Annotated in this window: 18 protein-coding genes; 14 read left to right on the top strand and 4 right to left on the bottom strand. The window is 62.0% G+C overall.

The window, feature by feature from the left end; all coding sequences use genetic code 11:
* Positions 1–29 precede the first annotated feature (29 nt).
* The 4 genes from odhB to LOL23_RS09430 all read left to right on the top strand — a co-directional run bounded on the left by odhB (position 30) and on the right by LOL23_RS09430 (position 5,431).
* The gene (gene odhB / locus LOL23_RS09445; protein ID WP_160979812.1) at positions 30–1,232 is read left to right on the top strand and encodes a 2-oxoglutarate dehydrogenase complex dihydrolipoyllysine-residue succinyltransferase; all 1,203 of its coding nucleotides are present in this window, start codon (positions 30–32) and stop codon (positions 1,230–1,232) included.
* 180 nt (positions 1,233–1,412) lie between these two features.
* A complete protein-coding gene (gene lpdA, locus LOL23_RS09440; RefSeq protein ID WP_160979814.1) occupies positions 1,413–2,840 on the top strand; it encodes a dihydrolipoyl dehydrogenase in 1,428 nt (475 codons plus the stop codon).
* A gap of 81 nt (positions 2,841–2,921) precedes the next feature.
* A complete protein-coding gene (gene zapE, locus LOL23_RS09435) occupies positions 2,922–4,013 on the top strand; it encodes a cell division protein ZapE (protein ID WP_160979815.1) in 1,092 nt (363 codons plus the stop codon).
* A gap of 80 nt (positions 4,014–4,093) precedes the next feature.
* Positions 4,094–5,431, top strand: a complete 1,338-nt coding sequence (locus LOL23_RS09430; RefSeq protein WP_160979817.1) for a tryptophan--tRNA ligase — start codon at positions 4,094–4,096, stop codon at positions 5,429–5,431.
* A gap of 132 nt (positions 5,432–5,563) precedes the next feature.
* Here the strand turns inward: LOL23_RS09430 and LOL23_RS09425 are convergent, their stop codons facing one another.
* Together LOL23_RS09425 and LOL23_RS09420 are read right to left on the bottom strand one after the other, a co-directional pair.
* Positions 5,564–6,094 (bottom strand): hypothetical protein, encoded by a 531-nt coding sequence (locus LOL23_RS09425; RefSeq protein ID WP_237173516.1) that lies wholly within the window; start codon positions 6,092–6,094, stop codon positions 5,564–5,566.
* A 3-nt stretch (positions 6,095–6,097) separates the two neighbouring features.
* A complete protein-coding gene (locus tag LOL23_RS09420; RefSeq protein WP_160979819.1) occupies positions 6,098–8,461 on the bottom strand; it encodes a Tex family protein in 2,364 nt (787 codons plus the stop codon).
* 136 nt (positions 8,462–8,597) lie between these two features.
* Here LOL23_RS09420 and yoaA point away from each other — a divergent pair, with 136 nt between their 5' ends.
* A complete protein-coding gene (yoaA, locus tag LOL23_RS09415; protein WP_237173515.1) occupies positions 8,598–10,775 on the top strand; it encodes a DNA repair helicase YoaA in 2,178 nt (725 codons plus the stop codon).
* Positions 10,776–10,894: 119 nt separating this feature from the next.
* Here the strand turns inward: yoaA and LOL23_RS09410 are convergent, their stop codons facing one another.
* Positions 10,895–11,689: an outer membrane protein assembly factor BamD gene (locus LOL23_RS09410; protein ID WP_237173544.1), complete on the bottom strand. Its 795-nt coding sequence runs from the start codon at positions 11,687–11,689 to the stop codon at positions 10,895–10,897.
* A gap of 104 nt (positions 11,690–11,793) precedes the next feature.
* On the opposite strand from LOL23_RS09410, the gene LOL23_RS09405 reads away from it, so the two are divergent.
* The 9 genes from LOL23_RS09405 to LOL23_RS09365 all read left to right on the top strand — a co-directional run bounded on the left by LOL23_RS09405 (position 11,794) and on the right by LOL23_RS09365 (position 20,234).
* The gene (locus LOL23_RS09405; RefSeq protein ID WP_160979823.1) at positions 11,794–12,756 is read left to right on the top strand and encodes an RluA family pseudouridine synthase; all 963 of its coding nucleotides are present in this window, start codon (positions 11,794–11,796) and stop codon (positions 12,754–12,756) included.
* Positions 12,744–13,535, top strand: coding sequence for a peptidoglycan editing factor PgeF (gene pgeF / locus LOL23_RS09400; RefSeq protein WP_160979824.1), 792 nt, complete (start codon positions 12,744–12,746; stop codon positions 13,533–13,535). Before LOL23_RS09405 ends, pgeF begins: the two co-directional genes overlap by 13 nt.
* Positions 13,536–13,645: 110 nt before the next feature.
* Positions 13,646–15,265, top strand: a complete 1,620-nt coding sequence (locus LOL23_RS09395) for a PHA/PHB synthase family protein (protein WP_160979826.1) — start codon at positions 13,646–13,648, stop codon at positions 15,263–15,265.
* Between the two features lie 153 nt (positions 15,266–15,418).
* Positions 15,419–16,156, top strand: a complete 738-nt coding sequence (gene phbB, locus LOL23_RS09390; RefSeq protein ID WP_160979828.1) for an acetoacetyl-CoA reductase — start codon at positions 15,419–15,421, stop codon at positions 16,154–16,156.
* Positions 16,157–16,298: 142 nt separating this feature from the next.
* Positions 16,299–16,862: a polyhydroxyalkanoate synthesis repressor PhaR gene (gene phaR / locus LOL23_RS09385; protein WP_160979830.1), complete on the top strand. Its 564-nt coding sequence runs from the start codon at positions 16,299–16,301 to the stop codon at positions 16,860–16,862.
* Positions 16,863–17,037: 175 nt separating this feature from the next.
* A complete protein-coding gene (locus LOL23_RS09380) occupies positions 17,038–17,574 on the top strand; it encodes an iron transporter (protein WP_160979832.1) in 537 nt (178 codons plus the stop codon).
* Positions 17,575–17,585: 11 nt separating this feature from the next.
* Positions 17,586–17,939, top strand: a complete 354-nt coding sequence (locus LOL23_RS09375) for a cupredoxin domain-containing protein (protein WP_439652085.1) — start codon at positions 17,586–17,588, stop codon at positions 17,937–17,939.
* An 11-nt stretch (positions 17,940–17,950) separates the two neighbouring features.
* Positions 17,951–18,808, top strand: a complete 858-nt coding sequence (locus LOL23_RS09370) for an FTR1 family iron permease (protein WP_237173514.1) — start codon at positions 17,951–17,953, stop codon at positions 18,806–18,808.
* A 4-nt stretch (positions 18,809–18,812) separates the two neighbouring features.
* Positions 18,813–20,234 (top strand): 4Fe-4S binding protein, encoded by a 1,422-nt coding sequence (locus tag LOL23_RS09365; protein ID WP_160979838.1) that lies wholly within the window; start codon positions 18,813–18,815, stop codon positions 20,232–20,234.
* A 65-nt stretch (positions 20,235–20,299) separates the two neighbouring features.
* On the opposite strand, the gene LOL23_RS09360 is transcribed toward LOL23_RS09365, so the two are convergent.
* Positions 20,300–21,475, bottom strand: a complete 1,176-nt coding sequence (locus tag LOL23_RS09360) for a GNAT family N-acetyltransferase (RefSeq protein ID WP_160979840.1) — start codon at positions 21,473–21,475, stop codon at positions 20,300–20,302.
* Between the last annotated feature and the right edge of the window lie 327 nt (positions 21,476–21,802).

The raw sequence follows: 21,802 nt of genomic DNA, 5'->3' as shown, positions 1-21,802 counted from the left end.
TCCAATACTTACACCACGGAATAATCATCATGGCAATTACTGACGTTCTCGTTCCCCAGCTTTCCGAGTCTGTCTCCGAGGCAAGCCTGCTCAATTGGAAGAAGCAGCCCGGTGAAGCGGTCGAAGCCGACGAGATCCTGATTGAAGTCGAAACCGACAAGGTCGTGCTGGAGGTTCCCGCGCCTGCGTCTGGCGTGCTCAAGGAGATCGTGAAGGGCGACGGCAGCACCGTCACCTCGGGCGATGTGCTTGCACGCATCGATACCGAAGGCAAAGCCACTGCCGCAGCGCCGGCCGCCGAAGCGGCAGCGCCTGCAGCCGCGCCGGCCGCTGCCGCTGCCGCGCCCGTCGCGTCGGCGATCACTTCGCCTGCCGCTGGCAAGATCCTGGCCGAGAAAGGTATCGATCCCTCGGCGGTCGAAGGCAGCGGCCGCGGTGGCCGCATCACCAAGGGCGACGCACTGGAAGCGGGTGCCGCTCCCGCCAAGAAAGCTGCTGCGCCCGTTGCGCCGCCCACACTGTCGCTGGATGGCCGTCCCGAACAGCGCGTGCCGATGAGCCGCCTGCGTGCCCGCGTTGCCGAGCGCCTGCTGCAATCGCAAGCTGAAAACGCCATCCTGACAACGTTCAACGAAGTCAACATGCAGGGCATTCTCGACCTGCGCAAGCAATACAAAGACCAGTTCGAAAAAGAGCACGGCGTCAAGCTGGGCTTTACTTCGTTCTTCGTCAAGGCCGCTGTTGCGGCACTCAAGAAGTATCCTGTCGTGAACGCCTCCGTCGATGGCAAAGACATCATCTACCACGGCTACTTCGATATCGGGATCGCTGTCGGCAGCCCACGCGGCCTGGTGGTGCCCATCCTGCGCAACGCCGATCAGCTCTCTATCGCTGACATCGAAAAGCAGATCGCCGACTTCGGCAACCGCGCCCGCGACGGCAAGCTTGGCCTTGAAGAGCTCACTGGCGGTACGTTCTCCATTTCCAATGGCGGCGTGTTTGGCTCCATGCTCTCCACGCCCATCATCAACCCGCCGCAATCGGCCATCCTGGGCATTCACGCCACCAAGGATCGCCCGGTTGTCGAGAACGGCCAGATCGTCATCCGCCCGATGAACTACCTGGCGCTGTCATACGACCACCGTATCATCGATGGCCGTGAAGCCGTACTGGCCCTGGTGGCCATGAAGGAAGCGCTCGAAGATCCCCAACGCCTGCTGCTGGATATCTGAGCACATGAGGCCTAGGGCTTGAACGGGCCCCGGGGTGCATGCAGTCTTGCGTGCGCCGGCCGGGGCCTTTTCGAGTGTACTGTCCGGACGCGGATGCGCCGGCGCCCCATGCGGGCGTGGGCGGTGCCGCGCCTCGCGGGCGCCACGCGTGCCCGCGCCAACCCATCTATCGAGAATCACATGGCAAAACAATTTGACGTAGTCGTTATCGGTGCCGGCCCCGGCGGTTATATTGCGGCTATCCGTGCCGCCCAGCTTGGCCAGAGCGTGGCATGCATCGATGCCTGGAGCACCAGCGACGGCAAGCCAGCCCCCGGCGGCACCTGCACCAATGTGGGATGCATCCCCTCCAAGGCGCTGCTGCAGTCGTCCGAGCATTTCGAGCAGGCCAATCACCATTTCGCCGAGCACGGCATCGAGATGAAAGGCGTGAGCCTCAAGCTGGACACGCTGATTGGCCGCAAGGATACCGTCGTCAAGCAGAACAACGACGGTATTCTGTACCTGTTCAAGAAGAACAAGGTCACCTTTTTCCACGGCACGGGTTCGTTCGCGGCACAGGTCGACGGCGGCTGGAGCATCAAGGTGTCGGGCAAGGCCGAAGAAGAACTGGTCGCCAAACATGTTGTCATCGCTACGGGCTCGTCGCCGCGTGCGCTGCCTGGACTGCCGTTCGATGAAAAGCAGATTCTGTCCAACGATGGCGCGCTGCGCATTCCCGCTGTCCCCAAGAAACTGGGCGTGATCGGGGCGGGTGTGATCGGCCTCGAGCTGGGCAGCGTCTGGCGCCGCCTGGGTGCCGAAGTCACCGTGCTCGAAGCGATGCCTGAGTTCCTGGCCGTGGTCGATCAGCAGGTTGCCAAGGAAGCCCTCAAGGCATTCACCAAGCAGGGCTTGAATATCCAGACCGGCGTGAAGATCGGTGAGGTCAAACAGACCGCCAAGACCGTTACCGTCAACTATACCGACGCTGCTGGCGCCGAGCAGAAGCTGGCCGTGGACAACCTGATCGTTTCGATCGGCCGAGTGCCCAATGTCGAGGGCCTGGGTGTCGATGCCGTAAGCCTGAAGCGCGATGAGCGCGGCTTTATCGTGGTTGACGACGAGTGCAGGACCAACCTGCCCAACGTCTGGGCGGTGGGTGACGTCGTGCGCGGCCCCATGCTGGCTCACAAGGCTGAAGAAGAAGGCGTTGCGGTGGCTGAGCGTATTGCGGGGCAACATGGCCACGTCAATTTCGGCACTATCCCTTCCGTGATCTATACCTCCCCCGAGATCGCCTGGGTAGGCAAGAACGAGCAGCAGCTCAAGAGCGAAGGCCGTGAGTATAAGGCCGGCAACTTCCCCTTCATGGCCAATGGCCGTGCTCGCGCGCTGGGTGACACCACCGGTTTCGTCAAGGTGATTGCCGATGCCAAGACGGATGAAGTACTGGGCGTGCACGTCATCGGGCCCATGGCTTCCGAATTGATCGCCGAAGCGGTTACCATTATGGAATTCCGCGGCGCGGCCGAAGACATCGCGCGCATTTGCCATGCGCACCCCACGCTGTCCGAAGCCATGAAAGAAGCGGCGCTGGCCGTCGACAAGCGCACGCTCAACTTCTGATCTGCGCGGTTCGTGCACAGCACGACCATGTAAAAGGGCGGGCGGTCGGCTCGCCCTTTTTACTTTGAAAAGCCCCTTTTTATGAATGTACGCGAGTATTACCATCAGGCGCTGAACGAGCGCGGCTACCGGCCCGATGCGGCGCAAGAGGCCGCTATTGAGCGCCTGCAGCGCTATTACGATGATTGGATCAATTTCAAGAAGGCGCGTTCATCGGCGCTGAAGAAGATTTTCCGCCGCCCGCCGGTACCGCGCGGGGTATATATGTGGGGCGGTGTTGGCCGGGGCAAGAGCTTCCTGATGGATGCGTTCTATCTCACGGTGCCAGTCAGGCGCAAGACGCGTGTGCATTTTCACGAATTCATGCGCGGCGTGCATCGCGAACTGGACGCCGTGCGTGGCCAGCAGGATCCACTGGACGAGGTGGCGCGCCGCATTGCCAAGCGCTACCGGCTGATCTGCTTCGACGAGTTCCATGTGTCGGACGTGGCCGACGCCATGATACTGTATCGGCTCTTGCTGTGCCTGTTCAAGCACGGTACGTCGTTCGTGATGACATCCAACTACGAGCCGTCCACGTTGTATCCCGATGGCCTGCACCGAGACCGCGTTTTGCCGGCGATCAAGCTCATCCAGCAGCGTATGGATGTGCTCAATGTCGACGTTGGCACCGACTACCGGCGTCGCGCGCTCGAGCAGGTGCGCATGTACCTGACTCCCATTACCGGTGATACCAACGCCGAACTGCGTGCTATCTTCGATCGGTTGCTGGATACTGCGCCGATGGAACCCGACCTGATCGTGGAAAACCGCAAGCTGCGGGCGGTAGCGCTTGGCGGCAGTATTGTATGGTTCGACTTTGCAACCTTGTGTGGTGGCCCGCGCTCACAGAACGATTACCTGGACCTGGCCAGCCGCTTCCAGACGGTGATACTGTCGGATGTCCCTCGCATGGCGCCGCGCGATGCGTCGCAGGCGCGGCGCTTCACCTGGCTGATCGACGTATTCTACGATCACAAGGTGAAGTTGGTGATGTCGGCCGAGTGCCCGGCTGAAGCGCTCTACACCAAAGGGCCCATGTCCAACGAGTTTCATCGCACTGTGTCGCGCATTCTCGAAATGCAATCGCGCGAATACCTCGAAGAAGCGCGACGCGAGGCCGTTACACTATAAGCTCACATGCGGCTCGCGCCGCTGCGGGCTACGCACGCCGCGCCCGCACCCGCACCCTGCACACCTTACAAGCCTAGCCTATGAATACCCGCGTCCTTACTGGCATCACCACTTCCGGCACGCCCCACCTGGGCAATTACGCTGGCGCTATCCGCCCTTCGATCGAGGCCAGCGCCCAACCCGGCGTCGATGCCTTTTATTTCATGGCCGACTTCCACGCGCTGATCAAATGCGACGATCCGCAGCGCATTGCACGATCTCGCCTCGAGATCGCCGCCACATGGTTGGCGGCTGGGCTGGATCCGGACAAGGTCACTTTCTATCGCCAGTCCGACATTCCCGAGATCCCTGAGTTGTGCTGGATGCTCAACTGCGTTACACCCAAGGGGTTGATGAATCGCGCACACGCCTACAAAGCGGCGGTTGACCAGAACACGGCGCGCGACATCGACCCCGACGACGGCGTGACTATGGGCCTGTTCTCTTACCCGGTGTTGATGGCCGCCGACATCCTGATGTTCAATGCCAACAGGGTGCCAGTGGGTCGCGATCAGATCCAGCACCTGGAAATGGCGCGCGATATCGCGCAGCGCTTCAACCATCTATATGGTCGGGGCGAGGACTTCTTCGTGCTGCCTGAGGTGCAGGTGGATGAAGAGGTGGCCACGCTGCCGGGGCTGGACGGGCGCAAAATGTCCAAGAGCTACGACAACACCATCCCGCTGTTCGAGGGTGGCGCCAAGGCGCTGCGAACGGCCGTCATGCGCATTGTCACGGATTCGCGCGCGCCTGGCGAACCCAAAGACGCCGAGAACTCTCATCTTTACACCATTTACCGCGCCTTTGCCACGCCAGCGCAGTCCGCGCAGTTCCGCCAACAGCTTGAAGACGGCATGGGTTGGGGCGACGCCAAGAATGCGCTGCTCGATCATCTGGAAGGCATACTGGCCCCTATGCGCGAACGCTATATGGCGCTCACCGCCCAGCCCGACCGCATCGAAGACATCCTGCAAGCTGGCGCCGCCAAGGCCCGCAAGCTGTCGCACCCGTTCATGGAGCAATTGCGCGAGGCAGTCGGGCTGCGTGCGGCATCCAAGCCTGCAGTCGCGGCAGCGCCCACAGTGGGGGCAAAAAAAGGCAAGCTTGCGCGCTTTGTCAGTTTTCGCGACGAAGACGGCAAATTCCGCTTTCGCCTGATAGCAGGCGACGGGCAGGAGCTGTTGCTGTCCGAAGCTTTCGATGAACCCAAGGCGGCCGGCGTGGCAATGGCCGCGCTCAAGCGCGAGCCGTTCGACGCGCTGGCCGCCGAGGTGCAGGGGGGTGTGGCAATTACCGTGCAGGGCAATGTTGTTGCCCACGTCGAGGCCACGGCGCTGCCTTTGGTGCGTGAGGCTATCGCGGCGCTGCAGCAGGATTGAATGTGCGCAAGGCTACCGGTAGGGGTGGCCCGAGCGCCCAGGCCGTCGCCCTCGGACGTGGCAAGCACCTCATCTCATATGCCTTGCGAGAGGAGCGCCCTGGCGTCAGTGCAGGCTCTGGATGCCTGCGCCCTACAGGCAGAGTCCCGCCGCCAGAGACAGCCGGGCGCACAGGTCGAGAATGTCGGCCGCCTGCTCGCGATAGACCAGGACTACCTGGAAATCGTTGGTGTAGCTTTCACCAAAGCTGATGAGTTGGTAGCGCGGGTGATGCGCCAGTAATTGCGCGTCAACCCAGCGATAAAAGTCGGCAACAGTTTCGAAATCGTTGTCTTCGTAGGGGTACTCAGGCAGTTGAGGCTGCTCGAAGGCATCGATGATCTGTTCATAAAGCTCATCGACCGTATCGGACACGGCGAAATAGTCTTCGAGCTCCAGAAACACGATATAGGCGGTTACGCCCTTTGGGTCGTACTGCGCCACATTGGCGGCGTTGTTGCCGTAATAGGTGCGCAGCGTGCCGGCTGGGTCGGCGTCCGCTTGCAGGCAGATGTCCACCACCCGCGAAACCTCATGCGGGTCCAGGTCGTCGCACGACAGCATGCGCACCAGCGCCTGCAACATCGATTGCCGTGTGGTGTCATCCAACGAGGTTGTGCTCATGCCTTACCTTTTGAGTTTGGCAAAGGCGGCCGCCATGGCACCTGTGCCTGCGCTTTGCTGTGCTTGCCCACCCTGTCGGCCATCGCCGCGCCGGCTTTGGGATGCAGGCCGGTCGCCACCACGGCGCGCGGGTGGGGCGTCGTCGTCCAGGCGCATGGTCAGGCCGATGCGCTTGCGCGCCGCATCGACCTCTTGAACCTTGACCTTGACCATCTGGCCCACACGCACGACATCGCGCGGATCTTTCACATAGGTGTTGGAGAGGGCCGAGATATGCACCAGGCCGTCCTGGTGCACCCCGATGTCGACGAATGCGCCGAAATTGGCAACGTTGGTGACCACGCCTTCCAGGATCATGCCTGTGTGCAAGTCCGCCAAAGTGTTGACACCTTCCTTGAACTGGGCCGTCTTGAACTCGGGGCGCGGGTCGCGGCCGGGTTTCTCGATCTCTTGGAAAATATCGCGCACGGTGGGCAGCCCGAAGCGTTCGTTGGTGAAATCGGCCGGTGACACCCCTTTGAGCGCGCCCTGGCGGCCCATGACCTGGCGGGCATCGGCCTGGATGCGGGCGAGAATACGCTCGACCACTGGATAGGCTTCGGGGTGGACGGATGAGGCATCGAGCGGATTGGCGCCATTGGGTATGCGCAGAAACCCCGCTGCCTGCTCGAATGCCTTGTCGCCGAAACGAGGCACGTTGAGCAGCGCTTTACGATCGGGGAAGGCGCCCTTGTCATCGCGCCACGCGACGATGTTGCGGGCCAGTGTGGCATTCAGCCCCGACACCCGGCTGAGCAGCGGCGCGGACGCCGTGTTGACGTCGACGCCCACCGCGTTCACGCAGTCTTCGATCACGGCATCGAGCGAACGCGCCAATTCGCGCTGGTTGACGTCGTGCTGGTACTGGCCTACGCCGATGGCCTTGGGCTCGATCTTGACGAGCTCTGCCAGCGGATCCTGCAGCCGGCGGGCAATGGATACGGCGCCACGCAGGCTGACGTCGAGGTCGGGGAACTCGGCCGCCGCCAGCTCGGACGCAGAATACACCGATGCGCCGGCCTCGGACACCATGACCTTGGTGACTTTCAGGTCGGGAAAGCGCTCGAACATGTCAGCAACCAGCTTTTCGGTTTCGCGTGATGCGGTGCCGTTGCCGATGGCGATCAGCGCGATCTTGTGGCGTAGTGTCAGCGCGGCCAAGGTGTTGATGCTGCCTTCGCGGTCGCGCCGGGGCTCGAAGGGATAAACAGTGGCGGTGTCGAGCAGCTTGCCGGTTGCGTCGATGGCGGCTACCTTGACGCCTGTGCGTATGCCGGGATCCAGGCCCAGTACGGCCTTGGGGCCTGCCGGTGCGGCGAGCAGCAGGTCTTTCAGGTTGGCGGCAAATACCCGTATGGCTTCTTCCTCCGCGTTGTCGCGCAGGCGGCCGATGAGCTCGGTTTCAAAAGCGGTAAGCAGCTTGACCCGCCATGTCCAGCGGCAGACCTCACCCAGCCAGCGGCCACGCGGGGCGGCGTCGAGGGCGAAATCGGCATCGACGCCCAGGAAGCGGGCGACGCGTTCGACGCAAGGGTGGGGCGTGCGCGCCTCGAGTTCGGCATCCAGGCCCAGGCGCAGGTCGAGCACGCCTTGCTGGCGGCCGCGCAGCAGTGCCAGCATGCGATGCGAGGGCAGCGAACGCAGGCGTTCGTTGAAATCGAACCAGTCGCGGAAGTTATCGCCCTCGGCTTCTTTGCCTTCCACCACTTTGGCGTACAGCATGCCGGTATTCCAGAGATGCTCGCGCAGATCTGCAAGCAGATCTGCGTTTTCGGCATACCGCTCGGCCAGGATGTCGCGCGCGCCGTCGAGCGCTGCCTTGGCATCTTTGACGCCAGCCTCTTCGTTGATATAGGCCTGGGCCAGCGCGGCGGGATCGCAGCCTGTATCGGCCAGAATGGCGTCGGCCAGCGGCTCCAGGCCCGCCTCACGCGCGATTTGCGCACGCGTGCGGCGTTTGGGCTTATAGGGGGCGTAAAGGTCTTCGAGGCGTTGCTTGGTGTCCGCGCCGAGGAGGTCTTTTTCGAGCTCGGGGGTGAGCTTGCCTTGCTGTGCGATCGACTCGAGGATGGCGCTGCGCCGGCTTTCAAGCTCGCGTACATAGGCCAGCCGTACTTCGAGGTTGCGCAACACGGTGTCATCAAGCCCGCCAGTCGCCTCTTTGCGATAGCGCGCAATAAAAGGCACGGTGGCGCCATCGTCGAGCAGTTCGACCGCAGCGGCGATCTGCGCCGCGCGCACGCCCAGTTCGGTAGCCAACATGGCGACGATGCGGGCAGGGTCGCTGGCATAGGCGGTGGAAACGGCAGAAGCTAGGGTTTCGGTCATGCTTGGTGCTCAAAAACGATCAATCACGCGGCGCATTGTGCCATATCGGCGCACGGGCGAAAATCGGCCATGCCCCGATGGCGCGGGTGCGGATACTGTGCGAAAATCCAGTCCTTGCGTCTGTGCGCCATTCACCATGTTATTCCAGGAAATCTCCGAAATCTTCGCCGCCGACGGGCCCATCGCCCAGGCGGTGCCCGGTTATCGCCCGCGCCAGGCGCAGCAAGAGCTCGCCCGCGCCATCGAAGAAACGCTGCAGGCGCGCGGTGCTCTGGTGGCCGAGGCAGGCACCGGTACGGGGAAAACCTGGGCCTATCTGGTGCCTGCCTTCATCAGCGGTGGCAAGGCGCTTATCTCAACCGGCACGCGCACGCTGCAAGACCAGCTCTTTCGCCGCGACATCCCGCGCCTGCGCGATGCGCTGGGCCTGCCGGTTACCGTCGCGTTGCTCAAGGGGCGCGGCAACTATGTGTGCCACTACCATCTCGGCCGCCTCTCCGGCGACGACCGCGCGCTCAAGTCGCGGGCCGAGGTCGGGCAGTTGCGCCGTATCCAGATGTTCGCGCTCGAGTCCCGCACGGGCGACCGCGGCGACCTGGCCGACGTCCCTGAAGACGCTGATATCTGGAACCGCGTCACCTCCACGCGCGAAAACTGCCTGGGGCAGGAATGCCCGCATGTCAAAGACTGCTTTGTCAACAAGGCCCGCCGCCAGGCCCAGGATGCCGACATCGTGGTCGTGAACCACGCGCTGTTCATGGCCGATCTCGCCCTGCGCGAAGAAGGCATCACCGATCTACTGCCCGAGGTCGATCTGGTCGTCTTCGACGAAGCCCACCAGTTGCCCGATATCGCCACACGCTTCCTCGGCAGCAGTGTGTCGTCGCATCACCTGCTTGATCTGTCCCGTGCGGTCGAGGCGGCGGGGCTCGCCCATGCACGCGAATCCACCAACTGGAGCGAAGCGGGCAAAGGCATCGAAAGCGCGGCCCGGGCGCTGCGCCTTGCAGCCGCACCGGTCGAGCGCCTGCCCGGCCACAAGGCCACTTTCGAAGCCATGCCCAATGCCGCCGAATTCGACCAGGCACTCGAAGACCTCATCGAAAGGCTGGACAAAACCGCACGGCTGCTGGGCGTGGTCGCGGAAAAGCACCCAGATCTTGCCGCTGTCCTCAACACCTGCCAAGACTTGCGCGCTCGCTTGTTCCGCTGGAGCCAACCCGACAGGCAAGGCCGCAACGCGCTCGCGCCTGACGCTCTGGCCCCGCAGCAGGCTGCTACAGAGGGCGAGGCGCATGCCGCCGATGAGTCAGGCGGGCATGCGCCCCATGGCGCTTCCGCAGCGCATGGCATGCGCGAAAACAAGCGTCGCGATCTCGCCGAGCCCGATGGCGCGCAAGATACAGGCACCACCGATGATCCCCGCTATGCGGATGCCACTGAACCGTCGGTACGGTGGGTAGAGCAGGGCACGCATTACATGCGCCTGCACAGTGCGCCGCTGTCGGTGGCGCGGCTGTTTTCACGCAGCCGCAAGCGCGGTCAGGCCTGGGTGCTTACCTCTGCAACGCTGTCCGTGCAGGGCGATTTTGGTCACTTCGTCCGCCAACTGGGGTTGTGGGATGCCGACACCATGCAATGGGAATCCCCCTTCGACTACCCCAGCCAAGGGGTGCTGTACGTACCCAAGACACTGCCCCTTCCCAACGATCGCCGCTTCAACGAATGCTTTGTCGATACGCTCGTGCCGCTGGTGCGCGCTACGTCGGGCGGTGTACTGGTGTTGTGCACAACCTTGCGCGCTGTCGATCAGATTGCTGATCTGCTGTCCGAACGCTTCGATGACGAAAGCATCGACCGCCTGTTGCTGCGGCAGGGAGAAAGCTCCCGCCGTGTGCTGCTCGAGCGTTTTCGCGGCGGCAGCAATGCGGTGCTGGTCGGTAGCGCCAGTTTCTGGGAAGGCATCGACGTACCGGGCGACGCACTCACATTGGTGGCCATCGACAAGCTCCCCTTCGCCCCGCCTGATGATCCCGTACTTGAGGCACGCCTGAACCAATGCCGCATCCGGGGTGGTAACCCTTTCATGGAATATCAGTTGCCCGAAGCCGCCATCGCGCTCAAGCAGGGCGCAGGCCGTCTGATCCGCTCTGAGCGCGATTGGGGGGTGCTGATGGTGGGCGATACACGTATGGTTGAAAAACCCTACGGGCGCCTTCTGTGGCGCGGTTTGCCGCCGTTTGCCCGCACGCGGGAAGCCGCGCAGGCGCTGGCGTTTTTGCGTAGCCGTCAGGCCAGCACCGAGCCTGCATAACCCGCCCTGCGGTCGCGATGGCAGACTGGGTGCGGCGAAATAAAGCAATGGCGGCGCCCGGTTTTGCAGGGCGTGCGCCGCGCGCGCCTTTTCGCTACGCCTTTTGCAGGGCGGCTGCCCTATAGCCAGTTAAACGGGTTAAGCATGCTGCCGCTGGGCTCGTCCAGCCCTTGCTTGTAATACTTGCTGTCTGGGTAATTGGTGTCCAGCACCCGCTTGCTGTCGTCGCGCAAGGCGGTCAGGCCCAGTTTGTCGTACGACAGCACCATGATGTACAGGGCTTTTTCGGCAATGGGCACGCCCTGGAAGTCGGTGATTACCGTTTTGGCACGATTGACCGCCGCAACATAGGCGCCGCGCTCATAGTAATACTGTGCCACGTGCACTTCGTTTTCGGCAATGGTGTTCACCAGCCACGCTACGCGCTTGCGTGCGTCGGCGGCATAACGGCTGTCGGGGTAGCGTTTGATCAGATCGTTGAAGGCGTCGTACGATTCACGCAGGCCCTTGGGATCGCGCTCGCTCGGGTCTTGCCGGGTAAATTTCGAGAACGCGGCGCTGGGCGGTGTGAAGGTAATCAGGCCCTTCAGGTACAGCATGTAGTCTGTGCCTGGATGATTGGGGTACTGACGCTCGAACCGATCGATGGCGGCCAGCGCTTGTTCGGGCTCTTCGTCTTTCCAGTTTACATAGGCCTGATCAATGAGGGCCTGCTGCGCGTAATTGCCGAAAGGGTAGCGGGCTTCAACAGCCTCCAGGCGCTTGCGTGCATCGGTCCAGTTGCCGGCCGTCATTTCGGCTTTGGCGTCTTGGTACAACCGGTCGGCGCTCCACCCTGCAGTTTTGTCTTGCTCAGGCTTGATGCTGCCGCACCCGGCGGCCAGCAGGACGGCCAGCAGCCCGAATACCGCCAGGCCCTGCCGTAGGCGGCCGCGTAAGCCGGCCGTGTTGAAATCGTTGAGAGTCACAAAAACATCCTTGATGTTAGCATTGCACGCTGATTATATGATTTGTCGCCATGCCTGACACGGATATCTCCAAAGACGCCCTCCCGGCCGGCGAGCCGGTCGAGTTTACATTGGGCGCGGGCGCGCGGCCCGATCGCCTTGACAAGGTGCTGGCGGGCTTGCTGCCCGATCACTCCCGCAGTCGTCTGCAGCAATGGATAGAAGCGGGCCACGTGCTGGTCAATGGCCGCTCGGCCTCGCGCAAGCAGATGGCGGGCCCCGGCGATGCCATTACCGTCTGGGCGCAGTCGCCGCCCGAGGCGCTGGCTTTCGTACCCGAAGACATATCCTTCACCGTGGTGGCCGACAGCCCCGACTGGATCGTGGTTGACAAGCCTGCAGGCTTGGTGACGCATCCGGGCGCCGGCAACTGGCACGGCACGTTGTTGAACGGCCTGCTGTTCCGCTATCCCGAACTTGCCAGCGTGGCGCGTGCCGGTATCGTGCATCGCCTCGACAAAGACACGTCAGGGCTGCTGGTTGTGGCGCGTCACGAAAAGGCGCAAACCAGTTTGGTCAGGCAATTGCAGGCCCGTACCGTAAGCCGTGAATACTTTGCCTTGGTGCACGGTCGCCTGACACAGGCTGGTACGGTTGATGCACCCATCGGGCGCGACCCGCGCGTACCTGTGCGCATGTCGGCCGAAAGGCCTATTGCGCCCAAGCCCGCCATCACGCATTATGCGCCGCTGCGCAACGGCCTGACACCCGAAGACAAACACGTGGCGCTGGTGCAGTGTGTACTCGAAACCGGCCGCACGCATCAGATCCGCGTGCATATGGCCAGCATCGGACATCCGTTGGTGGGTGATGTGCTCTACGGCGGCCGGCCGCTTGCCGGGGCCGGGCGCCAGATGCTGCACGCGCGCGCCCTGCGTTTCGACGACTACTCCGGCGGTGAGCGAGTGGCCTTCGAGGCGCCGCTGCCCGCCGATTATCAACAGGTATTGGATACGATCGCATGGGACAACTGAAACAATCCGGGGCGCCCCAGTTCGTATCGGGCCAGCCATGGCCGGGCGTCGATTATTTCTGCACCACGCGGCAGGGTGGCGTGAGCCGTGGGCCATGGACGTCCTTCAATCTCGGCCTGCATGCGGGCGACGAGCCGGCTAACGTCCAGGCCAACAGGCAGGTGCTGCGTGCCGCGCTGCCCGATGAGCCGCTCTGGCTGCGCCAGGTGCACGGTGCGCAGGTGTGCGATGCGGATACTTTCGGCGCAGGCTACCCCGCGCAACCGCCCGAGGCAGATGCGGCCGTGACGACTCGACCGGGGCGTGTACTGGCCATCATGACAGCCGATTGCTTGCCCGTGGTCATTGCCGATACAGGTGGAAACGCACTGGGCGTGGCGCATGCGGGCTGGCGTGGCCTGGCGGAGGGTGTGATCGAGCAGGTGATGGCGGCGCTGCGTGCCCGCGCACCCCATGCGCAGGGTTGGCGGGCATGGATAGGCCCGGCGATCAGCCAAGCCCGCTTTGAAGTAGGCGCCGAGGTTTACCGTGCCTTTGTTGATGGCGATGCGCAGGCCGCCATGTATTTTGCCGCGCGGCCGCTGGGGGGCGAGGCCAAGTGGCTGGCCGATCTGCCTGGCCTTGCACGGATGCGCCTGTACCGCGCTGGTGTCAGGGATATTGAGCTCAGCGGCATATGCGCAGCTGTAACATCGGAACATTACTATTCATATAGGCGTGATGCAACCACAGGGCGCATGGCCACCGTGGCTTGGTTGAGCGGCCCGCCACATCGCTAGCGACTTTACCTATTGACACACCGAGTGTTGCCGGACACCATGAATCCAAGAAGCACGCAACACAAGCATTACAGGCGGCAAAGGCAACACGAGCGGAAGGAGGGGCTCATATGAATAATCCATTGTTTTCTACTTCCTGGATCGCTCAGGCCACGATTCCGCCACAAAAGCTGGCGCAGATACAGCAAGGTTTCACCGACGCATTGATGCGCGTGGCTGTGCAGGCGCAGCAGGGTGCGCTTGCCGCGCCACAAGACAGACGTTTTCAGGCGCCGGCGTGGTCCGCAAACCCGGCGCATGCCTATGTGGCCCATGCTTATCTCATTGCGTCCGAAACCATCGAGCAAATGGTCGAAGCCGCCGAAGTCGACGAGGCTTTGCGCGAGCGTCTGCGTTTTTCGGCCATGCAGTGGGTGCAGGCCATGTCGCCTGCCAATTTCCTGGCCACCAACCCCGAAGCGCAGCAGGCCCTCATCGATAGCGGCGGCCAGTCATTGTGCCGAGGCATCGGCAATCTGCTGCACGATATGCGGCAGGGTAGGCTGACGCAATCCGATGAATCGCAATTCGAAGTAGGTGTCAGCCTGGCCACTACGCCGGGTGATGTCGTGCTAGAAACGCCGTTGTTCCAATTGATTCAGTACGCGCCGCTTACCACCCGCACGTATCGCAGGCCGTTGGTGTTGGTGCCGCCCTGCATCAACAAGTACTACATCCTTGACCTGCAGCCGCACAATTCGTTCGTGCGTTATGCCGTCGAGCAAGGCCATACCGTGTTTCTGGTGTCGTGGCGCAACCCCGGAACGGAGGACACAGACGGCGTCGACAGGTCTTCCTGGGGCGATTATCTCGACGCAGTACTGATGGCGCTGGATGCCGCAGGCACCATTTGCGCCGAAGAGCAGGTCAATGCATTGGGCTTCTGCGTCGGTGGCACGATTCTCGCCAGCGCGTTGGCGTTGGCCAAGGCCCGCGGCGAAGACCCCGTGGCCTCGCTTACCCTGCTTACCACGCTGCTCGATTTTACCGACGCGGGCGTGCTGCACGTTTTTGTCGATGAGCAGCATGCTGCGTTGCGCGATCAGCAGCTTGGCGCCGGCGGGTTGATGTCCGCGCGAGAGCTCGCCACCACATTCTCCTTCCTGCGCCCCGGCGAACTGGTCTGGAATTATGTGCGCGACAACTATCTGATGGGCGGCACACCGCCCGCTTTTGACCTGCTGTACTGGAACGCGGACGGCACCAATTTGCCTGGGCCGTTCTTCACCTGGTACTTCCGCAATACCTATCTTGAGAACAACCTCAAGGTTCCTGGCCGCGTCAAGGTGGGCGAGCAGGCGCTGGATTTGGGCTCACTCGACATGCCTGCCTATGTGTACGGTTCGCGCGAGGACCACATCGTGCCGTGGCAGTCAGCCTATGCCAGCAGCCATCTGCTGGGCGGTCCGGTGCGTTTCGTGCTTGGCGCGTCTGGGCATATCGCGGGTGTCATCAACCCGCCAGCCAAGGGGCGGCGTAACTTCTGGGCCAGCGATGCAGCGCCCGAGGGCGAACCGGCGGCTTGGCTGGATGGCGCCACGAATACGCCCGGCAGTTGGTGGCCGAATTGGGCCGCCTGGCTGGCAGAGCAGGGGGGCGGCGAGCGTCGCGCGCCGACACGCCGCGGCAATGCGCGATACAAGCCTGTCGAACCCGCGCCCGGGCGCTACGTGCGCACGCGCGCCCTGTAACGATAGATGCTATCAGGGGCGGCACCGGCAGCGCCGATGCCGTAGCGGACGGGACGCCCACAGCCCGGATTCCAAGACTGAATCGGCGCCTGCCGCGGGTTTACTCGGGGCATTGTTGGTACGCAACAACTACAGGTCTAAGGGAGAGTAAAAATGAACGGCAAACTGGCTTATGTAACGGGTGGCATGGGGGGCATAGGCACGTCAATCTGCCAACGCCTGGCGAAAAGTGGGTTCACGGTCATCGCAGGGTGCGGCCCCAGCCGCAACTACCGGCAATGGCTCGATGAACAGGCCGCGCAGGGCTTTACGTTCCACGCGTCGGTTGGCAACGTGGCGGACTGGGACTCCACCGTACAAACCTTCAAGGATGTGACGGACCGCCACGGCATGGTGGATGTGTTGGTCAACAACGCCGGCATTACGCGCGACGGCGTATTCCGCAAAATGAGCCTGGACGATTGGCGGGCGGTCATCGATACCAACCTGAACAGCCTCTTCAACGTTACCAAGCAGGTGATTGATGGCATGGTCGAGCGCCAATGGGGCCGTATCATCAATATCAGTTCGGTAAACGGGCAGAAAGGGCAGTTCGGCCAGACCAACTACTCTACCGCCAAGGCAGGCATCCATGGGTTTACCATGGCGCTGGCGCAAGAAGTCGCCAGCAAGGGCGTGACGGTCAATACCGTGTCCCCGGGTTATATTGGTACTGACATGGTGCGAGCTATACGCCCCGATGTGCTAGAAAAAATCATTGGCACGATCCCGGTTCGCCGTCTCGGCACGCCGGAGGAAATCGGTGCCATGGTCGCTTGGCTGGCGTCGGATGACGCGGGTTTCGCCACGGGGGCTGATTTCTCCCTCAACGGCGGCCTGCACATGAGTTGACGTGGCTCTGGTAAAAACTAGCTGCGGCCGGGCGGTGGCACGCGTATAGTTGCGCGTGAAAGCGCCCGGCCGCTCACAATGCGGCTATGTCGTCCCGGTAAATTCGCCATTCCATAAAAGACATTACAGCTTGGCAACAGTCATGACGCAAAACGAAGACACCACTACCCCGCGCCTCATCAAGAAGTATCCCAACCGACGCTTGTACGATACGCGTACCAGCACCTACATTACGCTGACGGATGTCAAGCAGCTCGTGCTTGATGCCGAGGCCTTCCAGGTGGTAGATGCCAAGTCGGGTGAAGACCTTACCCGAAGCATCCTCCTGCAAATCATTCTCGAAGAAGAAAGCGGCGGCAAGCCCATGTTTTCAGCCACGGCGCTGTCGCAGATCATCCGCTTCTACGGCCACGCCATGCAGGGGGTGATGGGGGCCTACCTCGAAAAAAACATCCAGGCCTTCATCGATATCCAGGAGCGCATGGCAGAGCAGTCAAAGAGCCTGTACGGCACCCAGTTCGGTCCGGAGGCGTGGACGCAGTTCATGAATGTGCAGGCGCCTATGCTGCAGAACATGATGAGCAACTACGTCGACCAAAGCAAAAACCTGTTCGTGCAGATGCAGGATCAGATGCAGGATCAGACGCGCAATATATTCTCGGTATTTCCCTTCGCCCAGCCGCGCAACGATAAAAAGAAAGAATGATCGCCTGGCGCGGCAATGCCGCGTTCGACATTCGCGCGCGGCCAGGTTAACCCCGGCGTTCTTAAGGGTTATTCAGACCACTGTAAGTTATCCTGCTTCATAATAATGAGAATCGATCTTGTTATTGGGCGCAAGCCACCAATGGGTGGCTGCCCGTTTTTCGGAGCAGGCATTCATGTACAAAAAGCTGACGATCGCGATAGCCGCGATGGGTTTCGCACTGTCCGCCGCGGCGGCTGAATATCCGATCGGCAAGCCCAGCGAGCACGCCGGGCTCGAAATCGCGGCAGTCTATCTGCAACCGGTCGAAATGGCGCCAGAGGGCATGATGCGGCCCGCGCGCGAATCCGATATCCACCTCGAAGCCGATATCCACGCCACGGCCGGCAATATCAACGGCCTACCCGAAGGCGCCTGGGCGCCGTATCTCAACATCCGTTATACGTTGCAAAAAAAAGGCAGCGACAAAGTCATTTCAGGCGACCTCATGCCCATGGTTGCCAACGACGGCCCGCATTACGGCGACAACGTCAAGTTGGATGGCCCGGGTAAATACACGCTTACCTTCACGGTGGCCTCGCCCGAGGCGGCCAAGATGAACCACTTCGGGCGTCACATCGACAAAGAAACCGGGGTTGCGCCGTGGTTCAAGCCGTTTGATGTCTCGTACGAGTTCGTATTCGCCGGCACAGGCAAGAAAGGGGGGTATTGATGCGCCCAGTGCTGCGTATTGCCGGGAGCGGCCTGCGGGCCGCATCGGTCGCATTGGCAGTATGCCTGGCCGTCGCGCCGGCCATCGCCGACGAACTGCCAACCTTCGAGTTGCGATTCAAGCCCGACGGCACATTCGAGCCAGCCCGGCTCGAAGTGCCAGCCGGCCGCTTCAAGATCAAGCTCATCAACGAAAGCCAGCAGCCGGTCGAGTTCGAAAGCCTGCCGCTGCGCAAAGAAAAGGTGCTGGGCCCAGGCGTAAGCTCCTTCGTGGTCCTGACCATCAAGCGCCCTGGCGAGTATCCCTTCTTTGACGATTTTCACCAAGACGTCAAAGGCATACTGGTCGTCGTGCCCAAGCCCTGAGCAGGCGCATCATGGAACAACAAATTGCATTCATAGTATGGCGTGAAAGCATCGAGGCTATGCTGGTCGTCGGTATCCTGTTCACGTGGCTGCGAGCCAGCCCCGAAGGCCGCAAGGGGTTGCCCTGGTTATGGGCCGGGGTGGCGGCAGGCCTGGGGCTGGCTGTTCTGCTTGCGCTCGTGCTGTTGGGCATCTCGTCGTGGCTATCCGATACCGGTCAGGAGTGGTTCCAGGCCATCATGGCATTGGCGGCCTGCGCACTCATCGTGCAAATGGTCTACTGGATGCGGCTGCATGGCCGAACGCTAAAGCGCGAACTTGAGCAGGGCGCCAGCCGTGATCTCGAAGCCGACAACTGGTGGGGGCTGCTGACGCTTGTGGCAATCGCGGTGGCGCGCGAAGGCAGCGAAACCGTCGTATTTCTATACGGCAGCATTGCCGCGGGCGCTGCGCAGGGCTCAGCCGTGCGTCTCGCGCTGGCCGGTGCGCTCGGTTTTGGCGCTGCGCTATTGTCATTCTGGCTGCTGCAGGCCGGCGGGCGCCTGATCACATGGCGGCGTTTCTTCAAGCTTACCGAGATCATGCTGCTCCTGCTGGCCGGCGCGCTGCTGGTTTCGGGCATGGATCATCTCATTTCGCTCGATGCCCTTCCCACGCTGGTTGATCCAGTCTGGGACACGTCCGCGCTGCTCGATACACAAGGCGGGCTGGGCAAGGTTCTGGCCGATTTCGCCGGTTATCGCGCCGTGCCATCTCTGACGCAAGTGCTGTTATGGGCGTTGTATTGGGTGGTGGCCATTGTGGTGCTCAAGCGTGTCGACGTTTCCGCAGGCCGCGCGCGCGTGGCGTCGGGGGGTGCCAGGGCCTGATGCCATGACATCCAGCGCATTGCGCGCCGGCACGGCGCGGTTCGGCGATTTTCTGCGCGACCACAAAACCTGGCTGCGGCGGCTGCAGTGGCTCATCGTGCTGTTCTACGTCACACTGTTGATCGTGCCGGCGGCCATGCCCTTGCCCGGCCGTACCGCGTCAGTCTTCAACAACCTCACTATCTTTGCGCAATTTGCGTTCTGGGGCGTATGGTGGCCGTTTGTACTGGTCTCGATGCCATTGATGGGGCGGGCCTGGTGCGGATGGTTCTGTCCCGAAGGCATGCTTAGCGAATGGGCAAGCGGGCACGGTCGGGGGCGCGCCATACCAAAATGGATGCGCTGGGGCGGCTGGCCCTTTGTGGCATTTTCACTTACCACCGTCTATGGCCAGCTTGTCAGCGTGTATCAGTACCCGCTGGCCGTGCTGGCCGTGCTGGGCGGTTCCACGGTGGCAGCCATGATCGTGGGCTGGCTATATGGCCGCAACAAGCGTGTCTGGTGCAAATATCTCTGCCCGGTCAACGGGGTGTTCCAATTGCTGGCCAAACTGGCGCCTTGGCACTATCGCGTCGATGAAGAGGCCTGGCGAAACCCACAGCGCCGCACCAAGTCAGTAAACTGTGCGCCGCTGATGCCTCTGCGCCATATGCAGGGTGCGTCCGACTGCCATATGTGCGGTCGTTGCAGTGATTATCGCGGTGCCATCCAACTGACGCCGCGTTCGCCGGCTGCCGAGATCGTTGATATTGCCGCCGGCGACCGCTGGCAGACGATGTTGATCGTATTTGGCCTGATGGGTTTGGCGGTCGGCGCGTTTCTATGGAGTGCAAGCCCGTGGTTCGTGGCACTCAAGCAAGTACAGGCCGCTTGGCTGGTCGAGCACGATATCTTCTGGCCGCTGGCCGATAACGCCCCGTGGTTCGTTCTTACCCATTATCCCGAGGTCAACGATAGCTTCAGCTGGTTAGATGGCGAGGTCATCCTGTTGTTCATATTCGGTTCGCTGGTGATTGTGGGCGGCACGCTCTGTGTCGGCTTATGGCTGGCGGGGTGCACCCTTCGCCGCGGGGGCGCCCAGCAGCGGCCGGCCGTGCGCGATGCGAAAGGCCGTATGGTAGCGCGCACAATCGGGGTCGACCGGCTTGCGCAAGCATTCATCCCAGCAGCGGGGGTGGGCGTATTCCTGGGCCTGTCCGCCACCACGATCACGCTGTTGCAGCACGAAGGGGTGGCAACGTCGTGGGCACTGGCGGTTCGACTGGCCTGTTTGGCTGCAGGCCTCATCTGGAGCCTGTATTTATTCTGGCGCATCAGTGCCCAGGCCAATGCTGGCCTGTGGCGTCGCCTGCTTGCCCTGACCTGTGCCATGGTGGGGCTGGTGCCATTTTGTACAGCCTGGGTGCTTTTTTTCGTGGTCTGGTAGCCTGGTGGCCCATTCCCGATGCCTTCGCCCCGGGCAGTTACAAGGGTAAATGCCTTGCTTTGTGGTCAGTGTTGGGGGTTTTCGCGTCGGTAGGGGCTATGCGCGGCCAGTTCGTCCTGCCAGGCATCCACTGCGGCGGTTTCGCGAGCCAGGTATGTTTCGATCGCTGCGGCGAAGCGCGGGTCGCGGATCCAATGCGCCGATCGCGTCCTCGCCGGCATCATGCCGCGCGACAGCTTGTGTTCCCCTTGCGCCCCACCCTCAAAGCGTTGCAGGCCGTGTTGGATGCAAAATTCAATACCCTGCAGATAACAGGTTTCGAAATGCAGCCCCGGTATGTAGTCCACACTGCCCCAATAGCGCCCGTACAAAGTGTTATCGTCGCGTAGATTCAGCGCGGTGGCGATGGGTTGCCCCTGGCGTTCGGCCAGAACCATCACCATCGCCTCAGGCATGGTGGCATGCAGGGCGCTGAAGAAGGCATGGTTCAAGTAAGGCAGGTGCCCATGCTCCAGATAGGTTTGTTGGTAGCACCTGAAGAAAAAAGCGAGCACATCGGTGGTGATGTCGGCCCCCTGCAGCCACCGAAAATCAACACCGGCCTGGATGGCTTTTTTTCTGTCTTGGCGCAGCTTCTTGCGTTTGGGCTGGTTTAGGCTGGCCAGAAACTCATCCAGGCTTTCGTAGCCCCGGTTGATCCAACAGAACTGTATGTCGTCGCGCATCATGAAGCCAGCATCTTCGAGTGCTCGTTGGTCTTCGGTGCTGGGAAACAGCACGTGCAGCGAAGATAAGCCGTTGTCGTCGGCGATCTGCGCGGCCGCGCGCGCCAGGGCGACACGGTCTTCATGGCAGGCGGCCAGCAGCCGCGGCCCCGGCACAGGCGTGAAAGGGACTGCGCACAGTAGCTTGGGGTAGTACTTCAGCCCGTGCGCGTCGAACGCATTGGCCCAAGCATAGTCGAATACATATTCGCCGCGCGAATGTGTTTTGAGGTACAGCGGCATGGCTCCCGCCAGCGTAGCGCCGCGATGCATCAGCAGAAAGCGCGGCGACCATCCGGTGCGGGCAACCGCGCAGCCATGCTCGTCCAGCAGGCGCAGAAAGGCGTGGCGCATGAATGGCTGCCCGCCGGCCAGCGCGTCCCATTGTGCGGCATCGATGTCGCACGGCCCATCTACCAGCGTAAATGAGACGGGGGTGAGAGAGGTGGGGCTGGTGGCGGGCTGCGGAGGGGTCATGCTGATAGCCATGCATAAGAGCGGGGTGTCAGGATATTGCAGGGAGGCTGGTAGGCCCCGAAGTTATGATAGCGTCAATCGGCGCACGCCGCGCCGTCGGCGCTTACCCGACCTTTGCCTGACCTTACCCGGCCATTGCCGGGTCTTTACCGGACCATTGCGGGTGACGGGCGCGCGTGACGAGCATGGCAGCGCGTTTGGAACGAACGTGTTTGGGACAAGTGTGTTTGGGACAAGCGTGTGTGGAACGAGCGTGTGTGGAACGAGCGTGTGTGGAACGAGCGTGTGTGGAACGAGCGTGTGTGGAACGAGCGTGTGTGGAACGAG

This window comes from Paracandidimonas lactea (assembly GCF_021653995.1).
GTDB classification, from domain to species: Bacteria; Pseudomonadota; Gammaproteobacteria; order Burkholderiales; family Burkholderiaceae_B; genus Allopusillimonas; species Allopusillimonas lactea.
The sequence above is the reverse complement of the archived record's forward strand: the minus strand, read 5'-3'. Positions and strand labels throughout refer to the sequence as shown.

What these genes read in the sequence shown, in the direction of transcription:
- LOL23_RS09395 (WP_160979826.1), top strand. Translation starts at nt 13,646, where the DNA reads ATGAATAATCCATTGTTTTCTACTTCCTGGATCGCTCAGGCCACGATT.
- phaR (WP_160979830.1), top strand. Translation starts at nt 16,299, where the DNA reads ATGACGCAAAACGAAGACACCACTACCCCGCGCCTCATCAAGAAGTAT.
- lpdA (WP_160979814.1), top strand. Translation starts at nt 1,413, where the DNA reads ATGGCAAAACAATTTGACGTAGTCGTTATCGGTGCCGGCCCCGGCGGT.
- yoaA (WP_237173515.1), top strand. Translation starts at nt 8,598, where the DNA reads ATGTTATTCCAGGAAATCTCCGAAATCTTCGCCGCCGACGGGCCCATC.
- odhB (WP_160979812.1), top strand. Translation starts at nt 30, where the DNA reads ATGGCAATTACTGACGTTCTCGTTCCCCAGCTTTCCGAGTCTGTCTCC.
- pgeF (WP_160979824.1), top strand. Translation starts at nt 12,744, where the DNA reads ATGGGACAACTGAAACAATCCGGGGCGCCCCAGTTCGTATCGGGCCAG.
- LOL23_RS09360 (WP_160979840.1), bottom strand. Translation starts at nt 21,475, where the DNA reads ATGACCCCTCCGCAGCCCGCCACCAGCCCCACCTCTCTCACCCCCGTC.
- LOL23_RS09380 (WP_160979832.1), top strand. Translation starts at nt 17,038, where the DNA reads ATGTACAAAAAGCTGACGATCGCGATAGCCGCGATGGGTTTCGCACTG.
- LOL23_RS09420 (WP_160979819.1), bottom strand. Translation starts at nt 8,461, where the DNA reads ATGACCGAAACCCTAGCTTCTGCCGTTTCCACCGCCTATGCCAGCGAC.
- phbB (WP_160979828.1), top strand. Translation starts at nt 15,419, where the DNA reads ATGAACGGCAAACTGGCTTATGTAACGGGTGGCATGGGGGGCATAGGC.
- LOL23_RS09405 (WP_160979823.1), top strand. Translation starts at nt 11,794, where the DNA reads ATGCCTGACACGGATATCTCCAAAGACGCCCTCCCGGCCGGCGAGCCG.
- zapE (WP_160979815.1), top strand. Translation starts at nt 2,922, where the DNA reads ATGAATGTACGCGAGTATTACCATCAGGCGCTGAACGAGCGCGGCTAC.
- LOL23_RS09430 (WP_160979817.1), top strand. Translation starts at nt 4,094, where the DNA reads ATGAATACCCGCGTCCTTACTGGCATCACCACTTCCGGCACGCCCCAC.
- LOL23_RS09425 (WP_237173516.1), bottom strand. Translation starts at nt 6,094, where the DNA reads ATGAGCACAACCTCGTTGGATGACACCACACGGCAATCGATGTTGCAG.
- LOL23_RS09370 (WP_237173514.1), top strand. Translation starts at nt 17,951, where the DNA reads ATGGAACAACAAATTGCATTCATAGTATGGCGTGAAAGCATCGAGGCT.
- LOL23_RS09365 (WP_160979838.1), top strand. Translation starts at nt 18,813, where the DNA reads ATGACATCCAGCGCATTGCGCGCCGGCACGGCGCGGTTCGGCGATTTT.